Source organism: Cohnella rhizoplanae (assembly GCF_948329515.1).
GTDB lineage: Bacteria > Bacillota > Bacilli > Paenibacillales > Paenibacillaceae > Cohnella > Cohnella rhizoplanae.
The window spans coordinates 42,373-57,254 of record NZ_CAOJCN010000014.1; the positions used below are offsets into that span (position 1 = coordinate 42,373).

Annotated in this window: 3 protein-coding genes; 1 reads left to right on the forward strand and 2 read right to left on the reverse strand. The window is 60.1% G+C overall.

Annotated elements, in window-relative coordinates:
• The first annotated feature begins 22 nt into the window (after positions 1-22).
• Positions 23-1,186: a GntR family transcriptional regulator gene (locus tag PQG80_RS19470; protein ID WP_271753155.1), complete on the forward strand. Its 1,164-nt coding sequence runs from the start codon at positions 23-25 to the stop codon at positions 1,184-1,186.
• Positions 1,187-1,733: 547 nt separating this feature from the next.
• Here the strand turns inward: PQG80_RS19470 and PQG80_RS19475 are convergent.
• Both PQG80_RS19475 and PQG80_RS19480 read right to left on the reverse strand, forming a co-directional pair.
• Positions 1,734-2,126 carry a VOC family protein gene (locus PQG80_RS19475; RefSeq protein ID WP_271753156.1) on the reverse strand — a complete coding sequence of 131 codons (393 nt, stop codon included), beginning with the start codon at positions 2,124-2,126 and terminating at the stop codon, positions 1,734-1,736.
• Between the two features lie 190 nt (positions 2,127-2,316).
• Positions 2,317-14,397: an S-layer homology domain-containing protein gene (locus tag PQG80_RS19480; RefSeq protein ID WP_271753158.1), complete on the reverse strand. Its 12,081-nt coding sequence runs from the start codon at positions 14,395-14,397 to the stop codon at positions 2,317-2,319.
• Between the last annotated feature and the right edge of the window lie 485 nt (positions 14,398-14,882).

The window sequence follows — 14,882 nt, forward strand, 5'->3', positions numbered from 1 at the left end:
GACTTGGTTGGGAGTGGAATAGATGACAAAACCCGTGCAGCGCATCCCTTTATACACGCAAATTCGCGATTATGTGCTCAAGCAGATATCGGATCAGGTGTGGAAGCCGGGAGACCGCCTGCCCTCCGAGAACGAATTCGCGGAGCAATTCAGCGTCAGCCGGATCACGGTCAAAAATGCGCTCGCGCAGTTGATCGAAGACAACCTAATCTACCGGATTCAGGGCAAGGGCTCCTTCGTCTCCCGCGATCTGGCCGGCGAGCCGCGGTTGTATCAGGAGAGCGACGCGCCGGGCGCGCCGGAGAAGCAGCTCGTCGCGTATCTCATGCCGCGACTGGGCAATACGTTTACTGCCCGGCTGCTGAGCGGCATCGAGAGCGAGCTGACCCGGCTGAACTACCGGCTGCTTTTTTGCAAGACCGACGATTCCCAGGAAACCGAAAAGGAAGTGCTGAAGGAAGTCATCCAGCTCGGGGTGAAGGGAATCATCATTTTCCCGGTGGACGGCGAGTCCTACAGCGAAGAGATTCTGCGTCTCACGCTGAACGAATTCCCGCTCGTCGTGGTGGACCGCTATCTGCGGGGGATCGAGACCAACTGCGTCTGCTCGGACAACGTGGACGGCGCCCATAAGGCGACCGCGCATCTGATCGAATACGGACACAACCGGATCGGCTTCATCTCGACGGCATACCAGGGGACGACGAGCATCGAGGACCGCCTGGTGGGCTACGAGAAGGCGCTGGCGGAGCATCAGATTCCCGTGGAGCATCGGCTGCGCCTGCATCACTTCGACGGCGAGCGCATCAACGCGGTACTGAAGGACGGCGTGGCGGATCCGGGGATCAAGGAGGAGATTCAGGCCTTCCTGCGGCAGAACCCGGACATGACGGCGGTCTTCGCCATCAACGCAGCGGTCGGTCTGACGGTGATCGAGGCCGCCAGGGAGATCGGCATCCAGGTTCCGGAGCAGCTGTCGATCGTCTTCTTCGACAATTACGAGCTGTCGGCCATCTCGAGCGTCCCGCCGACCTGCATCAGCCAGGAAGAGGAGCTCATGGGCAGAGAGGCCGCCCGCCTGCTCGCGTCGATCATCGACAACCCCAAGCAGGAGCGCCGCAAGATCATCACGCCGAACAAGCTGATCGTCCGCAAGTCGGTCGCGCCTGTGGGCACGCCGGTATAAGGCGAAGTGTACGCCTAAAAGGGAGCTGTCCCGCCAGCTCCCTTTTTTGATGCGATTTTTTGGTGCGCTTATTCGCTCGCTCGCAGTCTCCGTCAGCGTTACTTCGGCTCGTCAGCCGCCGCTTGCTGCGAAGTAGTCTCCGTCAGCGTCACTTCGGTCCGCCAACCGCCATTTGCTGCGAAAGTAGTCTCCGTCAGCGTCACTTTGGTCCACGGACCGCCACTTGCTACGAAAGTAGTCTCCGTCAGCGTCACTTCGGTCCACGGACCGCCATTTGCTGCGAAAGTAGTCTCCGTCAGCGTCACTTCTGTCCACGGACCGCCATTTGCTGCGAAAGTAGTCTCCGTCAGCGTCACTTCGGTCCGCCAACCGCCAATTAACGCAAAGAAACCGTTCCTTTTGTAAGGGTTGCGTCGCGCAGCCATTTACGAAGGGAGCGGTTTCTCGTTATACCCAACTTCTTACTTCTTCTCCCTAACCGCAAAGCCGTAGTCCTCGTCGTCCTCGAAGTTCCAGCGTGGTCCTCCGACTCCCTTGCACCGGCTAGCTAACCTGCGGTAATCATCCAGCGGATGCCGTACTTGTCCTTGAGTTCGCCGAAGTACAAGCCGAACGGCTGCGTCTCGATGGGATGCAGGACGGTCCCGCCCTCCGCCAGCTTCCCGAAAGCTTCGCGCGCCTCGTCCCGGGTCCCGTACTCGATCGTAAGCGCAAGTGCCGAGCCCTGACCGGGAGGTTCCATCGCATCTGCCAGGAAAACATAGTTATCTCCGGCGATCGCGATGCACATATGCATGACCTTGTCCTTGAATTCGTCCTGCGCGCCCATCAGTTCGCCATGCGTGCCGACGGACATCCGCTTGCCGCCAAGCGCCTGCAGGTAGAAGTCGGCCTGCGATCTCGCGTCTTCGGATAGAATATAAGGCTTCAACACGCCCATGGTCGTCACCTACCGTTTCGATTATTCGACTCTCACATTCAACTTATCACATCCGCCAAGCTCGGGTTTCTCCTCGATTGCCAACTTCACAAGCCCATGCCCGTTAAAAAAAGAGGATGCTTCCCCGCCAGCCCGTACAGCGTACAAGCGGCGTCGAAGCATCCTCTTCGATCATCTGGCCGACGATCTTTTACTTTACGTTTTTGCTGATAATTTGAACGATCTTTTCGATGACGAATTTATACTTGTCCCAATCCTTGATAAGCTGTCCCGCGCCGGAGCTGAAAAGCGCGATCAGCACCTGAATGCCGATCTCCGTCCGGTAGGTATCGAACACGGCATTAATGACGTCCGTGACGCCGTATCCCGACATGAAGAGGATCAGTGTGGCGTTTTTCCAATCGCCTACGCCGCCTTCTCTCTTCAGAATCGCGGCTGCCTGGCTGGCATTCACTCCGATCGCCCGCATGACGGAGAGGCCCGAGATGTTGGGCACATGATCGCCGACGACTTCGACGGCGATGCCGAGCGAGGCGCGCAGCGCCGATTGCTCTGCCGTAGAGAGCGCCCTGACGATGGCGAACGTCTCGCCGTAATTATTGCGATTCGCATAATTGATCAGGCCCGCCAGCGCCACCATCGAGATCGACTCGTGCTGCTGCAGTTGCTTCACGACGTCGATCAGCGGCCAGCGATGCACCGTTCCCTCTGTTCCGTAGCTGTAGATATCGTGGATCACCCACGTCATCGGCTCGCCGGAACGATAATAAGCATTAACCAATGTCGGCAGATCCGAGAACCCGCCTTCGTCGAGGTAGCGGATAAGCAAGAACGGATCTGTGTTGGTCCGGAAGAATCCCTGGGCGATCTCGATGGCTGAGTAACCTTGATTTTTCAGCTCAGGCACGAGTGTCCTCCCACTCCCCAAGGTGCCAAAGAAGTCCGCCAGCGGATAGCCCAATCTCTTAAGCCACATGACTTTGCTTTCCGTCGAATACCTGGCACTGTTCAGAATATCCGACGCCCTTTCTGCGGAGAAGCCAAAGCTCTTGAGCAGTGCGGCTACGGAATCGTCGAAGCCGAAGGCCAGCATGCCGCTGATGACGGCCTCTGCCGTGAACCCCGCCTGCTTCATCTCCTGCGCGATGCTGCCGTGAGTCGCATTCGGCAGCGCCAGCGTGAGGATCCGTACCGGCGTAGCGCCGTCGTTTGGATTGTAGCTCGACTTCAGCATCATCGCGGCCATACTCGCCGCATCGGAGAAGCCGGACCTTACGAACTCCTGAGCGATCTCTGCTTCGTTGCTGTAAGACTTGTACCGTTGAAGAATCTCGTGCATGATGCTTTCCTTATCGTACCCCAGCGACTTCAGCGTATCGATGAGGAAGCTGCGCCCTTCGCTGCTGAATACGCGTCCCTGCTTCTCCAGCTCGCTCGTAATCGTGTACGCATTGGCGCCCTGCTGCTTCATCAAGGCCAGATAGCTCGATATTGGATCCGAACCGTAAGCCGTCTGCAGCGCGATGAGGATATCCGACTGCCGATACTTGGAGATCGTCCCCATATACTGGAGGGCCGTCTGCATATCGGCGTGATAGATCTCGCTCAGCACGCGCGCGGTCAGGACGAGTCCCGCATTCCGGTCCGCCAGATACCGTACCGCGGAGCGCGCATCCGCGATGCCTGCGCCAACGAGCAGTTTGGCGGCGTTTCCGATCTCATCGTTTGCGCGATAAGCCTCGCTTAAGCCATAGCTGATCGCCACTGCGCTATAGGCGGCATCCTCGAACAGCAAAGCCGAAGCCTGCGCGGCGTCCTGGCCGTAGCCGTTTTTGAGCACCCGCGCGACGGTCGCCAGATTAACTACGCCGTTCGCCTTGTCGTAGCCCAGCTGGCGCAGCTTCACGATCGCCGCCTTGGGCGACGTCACGCCCTGCGCGGACAGCACGTCGAGGAGCGTGCTCTCCTCCGTCGCGCTGTAACCCAGGGCCACCTTATTCAGTATATCGGTGAGCGTAATATTGCTTTTTCCGACGAAGTAGGCATTCATCGCCGACGTCGCTTCGTCGGAGGTCTTGGCATATATCGTCTTCAGAGCTACGACCATCTGGAGCAGCGAATAGCCGTGCGTATCCATGAACGGCAGGGCTTCCTCCGGCGTCTTGGCGGATGCGCCCGCCAGTATGTCGGCGAGGCCGATCTCCTGTTGGCCGAAAACGCTCTTGAGCGCGCCGATGGCCGCAGGCATCTCAGTGATGCCGCTGTAGTGCCGCAGAACGACTTGTGTCACGTCGCTCTTGGAGAAGCCTGCCGCTGCCAGATTGAGCACCAAGTTGCCCGGATCGTCGACGCCGTGATTGTTCAGGTAGGAGGCGACCTCGGAGGCATTGTAGCCCTGAAGCTTAAGCAGCTTCGCCGCAACGGTAATCTCGGCTTCGCGATAAATTGCGCCGATCGCCCGGCTGACCTCCTCTACAATGTGCGTGGCCGTCAGCAGCGTCAATGCCTGGTCCGCGGTCAAGCCGAGATCGAAGCGCAGCACAAGCACGATCTCTTTCATGCTGTACGCATTCAGCTTGTCCACGATCTCTGCGTTCGCGAGCCCCTTGTTCTGGTAATAAACCGTCACATCGCTAGCGGTCAGACCGTATTCCTTGAATCGGTCAATCCAGCCGCTGCCGTATCTCGGATTCGTCTCGATCGCGGTCAGAATCGTCTGCATCGGAATGCCGGTATTTTTGAGAATGCCGATAATGCCCTTCACATTGACCGAGTCGAAGTACTCGTCGAGTCCCTGGATCAACTCGCTCAGCGTAAACTTGCTGGAGGTGCTCATCGCATTAACGACATCCTGAATCGTCACGGTGCCGCTGCCGTACAGCATCAGGGTATCCCGGATAATGCCCCAGGTCGAAGGCACGCCAGGTCCGCTCACACGTCCGTCGGACTTCTCGAGCTCCATCCATTGCTGCATCGTCATGCCCATCCGGGTGCGGAGCTGGACAGCTCTGTCATAGAAGCCGGAATCCCAGCCGCTCAGCCGAATCTTGTAGAAAGCCAGGCCAACCGTCTGCACGTCTAGCGTCACATCGGCGTCGGTCGCGAAGGCGTACAGCACCGCAGACAGCACTTCATCGCTCTTATAGTAGCCTCCTTGGAATGCCTGGAAGGCGTCATCGATCGTCAGCGGGTAACCGTCCGCCTTGGCGATGTCGTGAATCGCGCGCAGAGCCTGGTCCGTGCCGATGCCGGCGGCTTTGAACTCCAGCAGGACGCTCGGTATATCCCGTCTGTACACGCTATCCAAGTAATGCTTGGCGAGCTGCGTCTGATCGTAGCCCGCGCCGACCATCGCCTTGAAGATCGTAGACTGCGCGCCCGGACCCGCGGACGAATGCGCGTACGAATTTCTAAACCTGTTTTGCAGCACTCCATAAGCTGCGGGAATATCCAGCTCGTATGCCTGCTTGGCGACAGCCGCGACCTCGCTTAATCCGAAGCCCGCATTCAGGACGGCATTCATCGTCTGATCGAAAGGGTAATCGTTCGACTTCATGGCTGCCGCGAGTTCGCTCACGCCCAGGTTCGCCTGCTTGAAGGCGAAGGCGATGACCGTCGCTCCGTCGGCGATAACCGAGGCCTTCACCGCGCCGACAACGTGACCGAAGGGAATTCCTGCTAGCAGCATGCCTGCAGCAGCGTCCTTGCCGAACGACTGAATGGCGGCAACGAAGACTTGATCTTCGTTGAGGCCGGCAGCGAGCAGGGCGCGAACAAGCAGATTGGCGCTGCCGATGCTGTATTGCGCCGCGATGACCGATCCGATCTCCTTCGGCGTATAACCGGCGTCATACAGGATCTTGATGGCTCCTGCCGCATCCGTACGGTCGGCCTGTCCTTCGGCCAGCGCAGCGGCCGCATCGGCGATCCCGACACCGGCGTTCCTCAGCACCCGGGAGACCGCAGGCTGCGCCAACCCGTATACCTCTCCTAGCAGTCGGACGATATCGGGAATACTCACGTACATCTGCCGGAGCGTCCGGACCGTCTTGTCCGCCGGATCCATCAGGTTGGCGTACAAAATTTGGACGATCTCCCCGTCGGTCAGGCCGGACGCCTTCAAGATCGTGGCGATTCGATCGCTCTGGTATCCCATGGACCTCAGCGACGGGATGGAGATCGACACTTCATATCCAGCCGCGGCAAACGCCTTGACAAGGGTCTCCATATCACTGGAGCCATAGATCGTGCGCAGCCCATCCAGCGCGGTCAGCCCGTCCACATTGATGCTCTTGAAGAGCTGTGCGATCTGGGCTGCTCCCTTCACGTTGTATTCGGCGGCGATGGCGAGCGCATAGTCGCCCGTCCGGAATCCGGCGACCCGCATGATGTCTGCCGCCTCAAGCGCGCTCAGCTTGAAGCCGTCCCTCAGCCTCTGCACGGTCGAGACGCTGCTGGAACTGTTTCTGGCCTGCATCGCAAAGCCCAGCGCCGTCCCGCTGACGAGCACCGCCGCGTCGCTGAACGCGGCCAGGTAGGTTCCGTTAACCGCCTTGACCGTGTTCTTGCCCGCGAAGGTAACGTACACCTTGTCCGAAGGATTGATCAGCGTATAAGGATCCAGGCTGAGGATGATCTGACTCGGGTCCGCGCCCAGGCTCTTGCCGATCATGCTAAGCCAGCTGCCGTTGTACTTGACCGAGAACTGCGCCGTCGTCGGTACGGCAGAGAGCGCCTTGTCGAATTTCAGAATAATCTGGCTGCCCGATTCGTTGGTCACGGCGCTTAGCAGCGCAGGCTCGACAGCCTTGTTGTTTACGATAAGCTGCGCGCCAAAGTCGTATCCATCCTTGCTTATCACGAGCAAGTTGTCCGTATTGACGCCAAGATCCCCCTTGATCTGATAGGTGTATCCGCCGTCCGTCGTCGTGGCGGACTGTACCGCGATGGTCTGCCCGCCGCGCTTCAGCGAGAACCTCACGTCCTGGACGCCAGGCTCCAGCTTGACCTTAAATCCATTAGTATCGGGATCCAATACAGATGCAGTGACCTTAATTGGCACCCGGAAGTCGATATCCGCGCCGAAGTCGTAGAACTTCTTGCGCAGCTTTAAGGTGTAAGTCATGCCCCCGGCAATATCCCCGATGACCTCGTAGGTACCGGGTTCGTCTCCCGCGGTCAGCGTGATGCCCGTCAACGGGTCTCCTCCCGACGTGTACAAGCCGAGATCCGCAGCGGTCAGCTCAACTTGACTCGTCGAACCAAGCGACAAGTTGAAGCTGCCTTTCGCCGGCTGACTGACTGCAGCCGTGATTCTATAAGGCTTAATCACTTCAATCGGCGCGCCGAACGGGTGGTCCGGATCCGTGATCTCCAGCGTGTAGCTGGCGCCGGTCTCGAGGCGGAACTTCAGATCGAAGCTCGACCCGTGGAAGACCGCCCCGCTGACGTCGTACAGATCGTTGCCGCTGCCGAACGAGTACGCGTGTCCTTCGGCGTCGCGCAGCTTGACGTAGGCGCCGTTCAGGTGCGGCACGGGACGGCTGAGCTCGAGCCGGAAGAACGTGTCTCCGATGTCGCCGATGCGCGGCGCGATCGTCTCCTGTACGCTTGCCGTCAGCGCGGCGCCGAAGTCGTAGCCCGTTTTCAGCAGCTCGACCTTATAGTCCGATCCCGGCTTGAGGGCCGCAGTCACGCGGTAGGCAGCGCCGTCGTCCGCGGTCTTCGCGGAGACGATCGCGATCGCGGCGCCGGCACCGTCCGTCACGCTGAAGCTGCCGGTGTCGAGGCCCGCTACCGGCGATCCGAGATGGATCGTGAAGCCTTGCTCCGATACGAAATCTACTTGCTTGGTTACGGGAATCGGTACCAGGAACGACAATCCCGCGCCGAACCGGTATCCGTCTCTCGACAAGACCAGGCTGTAGGTCTCGCTCTCCGTCAGATCGGCGCGGACGACATAAGTCAGACCCTGGTCCGCCGTCGTCACGGCACTCACTGCAACCGGCCGGTACAGATGATCGCGAAGCTGAAGTTCCGACGCGGTCAAGCCGGCGACGGCTGCATCGAGCTTCAGCGTAAAGCCTGATCTCGTCATGCCGGATACGGACGCCAGAGCCGGAATATCCACATGGAAATCGGCAGGCGCGAACACATATCCGGACAACCGCACGGTCAGCGCATACGACTGGCCGCCCGTCAGCGCCGCCGACAGCGTATAGCTCGCTCCGCCGTTCGTCGTCGTCGCGGCGTCCACAGTCGCAGGGACGTCGCCCGCGACGAGGCTGAAGTCTTGTGCGGTCAGTCCCGATACGGCCGGGCTGAAGGATACAGTCACGCCGGCCGGGCTCGCGTCCACAATTGACGTGACGATCCGGCTCGGAATGAAGGCCGTGGCCGGCGTCCCGAAATCATATCCGGGCTTGCCAGCCGTCAACGTATACGTACGTCCGCCGGCGAAGTCCGCCGATACGGCATACGTGGCGCCCCCATCCGAAGTAACTGCGGAGTCGGTCGTCCAAACGTTGCCCAGGTCGTCCTTGATGGCGAAGCTGTCCGCCGTCAGATCCGGGACCGCAGGGCCGAACGCGATCCTGATCTCCTTCGCCCCCACATTCGAGACGCTCTGGATGACGCCGACCGGCACGTCCGCCTCCAGCTTTGCTCCGAAATCGTAGCCGTCCTTTACGATCGACAGGCTGTATACGTTGCCCTGCGCGAACAACGCCGTCAGCTCGTAGGTCAGGCCGCCGTCCTCGGTCACCGCATCCAGAATCGGGAGCTCATTGGGGCCGGCGATGAGATGGAAGCTGCGCTCGTCCAGTCCCGGCATGGCCGGACTGAACGCGACCTTCACCTTGTTCCCGTTGCTGCCGGACACTACGCCGCCGTAGCTCGCATCGACGTGCACGACCTTGATCGCGAGATCGGCGCCATAATCGTTGCCCGGGGTAGCGTTATTGATATCCACATTTTCCACCTGAACCGTATAGGTCTCGTCCGGCGCGAGCGCGATGCCCACGTCGTAGCTCAAGCCCTGGTCAGGCGAAGTCAAGCTTTGGATGGTCTGCTGCTTGCCCGAAGCGTCCCATATCCGAACCTCGACACGACCGAAAGTATGCTTCTTGAGCAGGTTCAGCCTGAACCCCTGCGTACTCAGATTGTCGATCGAGGCGCCGTTGGCAATGAGGCTGAAGCTGACCTTGTCCGGATTGTAGTTCGTCTTGACCACGGTCACCGTGTAGGTCGTCCCGCCGGTCAGCGGAGCAGCGATCCGGTAGCTCTTGCCGAAGTCCGTCGTGGAAGCAGCCGTCGCGCCGATGATATGGCCGTCCGCGTCTTCAATGACGATATCCGCCGCCGTGAGGCCCGGGATGGCCGGTGAGAAGCGCAGGCTGAAGCCCTTCTGCGATTGGTTGATCAACAAGGTGTCGACGCGGATGGCATCCGAGATCGTGATCGCGGGTCCGAAGTCGTAGCCCGGATATACGATCTCCAGCGTGTACGCCGTCGGCGACGACAAGTCCGCCAACAGCTTGAATACATAAGACGGCAGTTGCTCGACCGTGAACGGAACCATCTCGCCGTCGCTGTTTTTCACGACGAAGTTCTCTTCGGTCAGATCCAGCTCCCGGTCGATGCCGAGCAGCATGGACGTATTGTTCTTCGTAATAAGCTTGATGACGCCAGGCGTCGGAATGACAAAGCTGAGAGGTTCGGCGAGCGCGAACTTATCCTGATAAGTGCCGTAAGCGTCGCTGGACAGCGTCACCGTGTACGTATCCGGAAAGGCCAGATTATAAGAGACCCGATAAGTGGCGCCCTGATCGGCCGTCGAAATCGTGTATTGACCGGTCGGCAGTCTGACGCCGCGGCTGTCCGTCAAAGTAAGGTCCTTCGCCCGAAGTCCCGGCACCGGCTCGCTGAACGTCAACGTGAAGCCGTTAAGGGAAAGGCTTGAAGCCGTAGCCCCTACGTTCTTCACGACCGCGACGCGCAGCGGATCGTAGAGCTGATAGCTCTCGTTCGGCAGATAGGTGACCCAGTACGCCTTGCCTTCCGGCATCGATGCCTTCAAGACATAGTTTAGGCCGTCGTCGATGGTCTCTGCGCTGCCGATCGGCACGACCGCACCCGCATCGTCTACGAGCTTGAAGTTGGCTTTGGTCAGGCCAGACACCGGCTCGTTGAAATTCAGCGTAAGCTGCGAGGCCGACTTGCCCGTCACGGATACGATGACCGGCGTCGTAACCTGGATCGATGCGGTCGTATAACCCGGCTGGTTCACCGCGATGGTATACGTCTTGCCCCAGCCCAGCATGTTCAGGTTGCCTAAGTCGACCTGGTAGCTCGCGCCGCCGTCGGACGTCGTGAGCGCTTCGTACAATTCCTGATGCTGCGCGTCGGTAATGACGACCTGGGCGGCATTCAGACCCGGCAGCGCCGGCGTCATATACAGCGTGAAGCCGTTCGGCGTGACATCGCCGACGCGAGTGGACGCGTCCTTGTTCACATAGAACGACCTGGACGCATCGAACGTGAAGAAGGCTTTGGCGAAAACAGCCTTGTACGTCTCATCGCGGGTCAGCGCGGCCGTCGCGCGATAGGTCAAGCCTCCGTCCTCCGTCGCGAGCTTGACGTTCGGGACCGCAGCTCCCGCCGAGTCGGCGAGGCTGAGGTCGGACGGCAGCAAGCCCGGCACCGGATGCTTGAAGACGACGGTGAAGCCGCCCGTAGAGATATCAGTAACGGAAGCGTCCCTTACGTCAACCGTCTCCGGTACGACGAGCGTCGCTTCGGATTCGGAGCGGTAGGGCATGCCTGATGGCAGCGTGCCGTTCAGCGTGAGCGTGTATGCGCCTGCAGTCAGGCCTCCGCCGCCCAGCGCGACCCGGTAGGACCGGCCCTGATCGCTCGTAGAGATCGATTCGGGATAGAAATACTGATTGTTCAAATCCTTCAGCAGCCAAGCATATGTCGAAATGCCGTCGACGGCGGTGCTGAGCTGTACTGTATATGCAGCGTTGGACTGGGCTGTCGCCGTCAAGCGCGTCAAAATCGGTATCCAGACGAGCGGGATCTCCGCATCCGGATTCGATATCAGAGACAGCGTGTACAGCCCGGGATTCAGGCTCGCCGCGATATCATACGAAGCGCCGTTCCCGTTCTTCGTCACGGATGTGATCGCTACCGGCTGGCCGGCGCCGTTTTTCAGCACAAAATCCGATGCCGCATAATTCATCGCGGGTCTCAGTGTCAGCCTGAAGCCTGACGGAGAGGCGTTATCGATAGCATTGAACTCGGTTGGCCCGATGATCTTCGGATCGCCGAAGTCGTAGCCCGGCAGGATGACGCGAATCGAATAGCTCTGCGCGGCTTCCCGCTCGAATTGCAGCAGATAAAACAGCTGAGGCGCGTACCAGCTGACCGTGAACGGGACTGGCCGGCCCGAGGCGTCCGTCACGACGAAGTTATCGGCGGTCAGGTCGGTTCCGACGCTCGGGTTGAAGCCCGCAAATGCTTCGTTCTGCCCCCAGGGCGAAACGGTGACATTGGCGATTCTGAAGGCCGGGATCGTGCCGAAGTCGTAGCCGGCGCTCGTCAAGCCGAGCCTATAGACACGCTGATTGCTCAGGGGCGCCGCGATGAGATAGCTCGCTCCCTGATCGGCGGTCGTCGCCGACGCGATGGGGATCGCCTCACCCAGATCGTCCGTCAGCGCGAAGTCGCCCGCGGTCAGACCAGGCAGCGCGACGCTCAGCTTCACCGTGAATCCGGCGCTCTCGACCGACTTGACCGCCGCAGCGACGGCGATCGTATCCGCCATGTCGAAGCCGCCGGCGGCGACCTTGTTGTCCGGCCAGGCGATCTCGAACGTATAATGCTGCTGCCCGCTCATCGGCACGTTGACGAGGTAGCTGCTGCCCGCGACGCTCTCAGTGACGGAGGGGATGACGACCCGGTTGCCCTGGCCGTCCTTGAGCACGATCTCTCTGGCGAACAGGTGATCCACCGGGCTGCCGAAGGTCAGGAGGAACCCGTAGTGGGCGGCCCAATCTACGCTAACCGGTATATCTGACTTATCCGTCACGGGGACGGCGACGACCGCATCCTCGGCAAATGCGTATCCTTCTACTGCCAAAGCCAGCTTGTAGGTCTGGCCTTCGGTAAGCTGCGTCCACACCCGGTACGTCCCGTCGTCATCCGCCGTGACCATATCGACGGGGACGTTTTCCGATCGCCGATCCTTCAGAATGAAGCTGAGCGAATCCAGGCCGTCGATTGCCTGATCCAGGGTGACGGTAAATCCGGACGGGGCGACGGCCCCGATCGTCGGCGCGACCAGGACGTCGGGCACGCGCGGAACGACGACGTTCGAGGCCTGCGAGGCCGCGGAGGTGCCCGCTGCGTTCGTCGCCTGGACGACGAACGCGTACTCCGCGCCGTTGGTTAGGCCGGTCACCGCGATCGGGCTGCTGGCGCCCGTCGCCGTGTACTGGCCGTCGGTCGATGTGACCGTGTAGCCCGTGATCGCGCTGCCGCCGTCATTCGCCGGCGGCGTGAGGTGGACGATCGCCTGGCGGTCGCCGCCTACGGCCCCCACGATGATCGGCGCGTCTGGCACGGTGATCGGCGCCCTGGTTGGTACCGTTGTCGGCGACGTTGTTGGTGCCGTGGTCGGTGACGTTGTTGGCGCCGTGGTCGGTGACGTTGTTGGCGCCGTGGTCGGTGACGTGGTCGGTGACGTTGTTGGCGCCGTGGTCGGTGCCGTTGTAGGCGCCGTGGTTGGAGTCGCCGTTGGCGTCGGCGTGGGTGCTGCGGTCGGCGACGTAGACGGCGCAGCCGTTGGCGTCGCAGTAGGGCTTGTCCCTTGGCCCGGAGCCGAAGGACCCGCCGCATCCCCCGGCTTCACGACGTTGGCAGGCTGCTTCTCGAACGTTACGTTCGCGGAAGCCACGACGGCCTTCTCAATCGCGCCCTCGCCCTTAACCGCTGCGCCTCCCTGCAGATTCATCTCCGTCACACGAACGTTGCCCTCCAGGGTTACCGTCGAATCGGCGACCGAGGCGTCGACGGTGAGCTGCCCGATCGTGCCCGATACGACCGACAATTTTACGTTCGCCTTGACCTCGATATTTTTGTAATCGCCGGACAATGTCACTTCTCCCGCCTGGGAGATCGTAATCCCTTCAATGCCGGCGCTCCCGCTAGACTCGACGGTCGCGTCCGATCGGATATCCATCTGCTCGACCACCGTCGTGCCGCCGACGACGACCCGCACACGTCCGCCTACCTTTTCGATCATGATAGACGTCAAGTTCGAATTATCGATGTGTATGCTGTTGGGCCCGCCGCCTTTGACGATCGTATGGCCGGCGACCTTTACGTTTTGCAAATAGACGTCGCCCTCGCCCACGGATTCGGCGATTACGAGATTGCCGCGGATCGTCAGGTTTTGCAGCGTGATGCCGGGCGCTTGAATCGACACGTCTCCCGCGACGGTTGTCCCGCCAGTCGCCGGGCCGTAGGTTCCCGCTTCCGACAACGCCTTCGGAGCTGCCATGAACGCCGACGCCGTGCCCGTATCGGACGAGTCCGCTTGCTTAAGAATCCGATCCAGCAGCGCTGCGGCTTCCGCCCGCGTCAAAGCCTGTCCCGGACGAATCGTCGCGTCCTCGAAGCCCCTCATATACCCGGCATCGATCGCGCCTCTGAAGGCTTCCGCGCTATAAGCGGGAACCTTCGTCCGATCGCCGAATGCGCTTAACGCGTCCGTGCCGGTTTTCGTCAACAAAGGGACGAGACGAGACAGAATCACGGCCGCCTCGGCACGGTTCAACGGCCGGTTCGGCCGAAACGCTCCCAGCGCGTCCCCTTGAACGTAGCCTGCTTCCGATGCGATGCTGACTTGCGCGGCGAACCAGTCCTTCGGCTGAACGTCCGAAAAACGGCTGTCTCCCGGAACGCCGAAACGAAACAGCTTGTTCACCAGCGTCACGAACTCGGCTCTCGTGACGAGGCCGTTCGGCCGGAACGTGCCGTCCTGGAATCCGCTTACGATTCCCTGATTCGAGAGGTCCGTAATCTCCCGTTCCGCCCAGTGACCCTTCGTATCCTTGAATGGCGTCAAAGTACTTAGAAAATCCTGGATCGCCGCTTGTCCGCTCTCGGCCGAGGCGCGGCTCGCCGGAACGAGATTCGCCAGCATCGCCAGCACCAGCAGGCAGCTGATCAGAATACGGTTTCTTTGGTGCATGAAGTAATGGTACACATAGTTGCCCCTCTCGAAGTTGACACGCTCCGACAAAATTTGGTTCTTAACTACTATATTAACGGATCAAGATGTCAGCAGGATGTCGAAATTAAAATAAATGTAAAATCATAGACAAGTTTCAGCTCCCGCCCAACTTACTTCCAAGCGAAAGTTAGTAAAAGACCCCGGTCCAAGCCGCTAGCGCGGCGAACCGAGGTCTGCTAATTACGTTTAAAAAACACGCTGAAAAACCGGCGCGATGTATTGAACCTCGAAGTGACGGAGGGCCTTCATCCGTACGTTGCTTTCTCTCCATAACGCCGAAATGCTGTCGTAGCAACGGAAATAACTGCACTTGAGCAGCTATCGCCCGTGTTGGAGGAGTCGGCTCGAAAATAGATGCATGTTAACACTAATGACAGCGGAACGACCACAGCGGGACGGTCGCGGAGCAGCGCGAAAAACCGCGCCGGTTGGCGCGGCTCATTCTTACGTCCGCCGGA

Coding starts and splice junctions, on each gene's coding strand:
- PQG80_RS19470 (WP_271753155.1), top strand. CDS start 23: ATGACAAAACCCGTGCAGCGCATCCCTTTATACACGCAAATTCGCGAT.
- PQG80_RS19475 (WP_271753156.1), bottom strand. CDS start 2,126: ATGGGCGTGTTGAAGCCTTATATTCTATCCGAAGACGCGAGATCGCAG.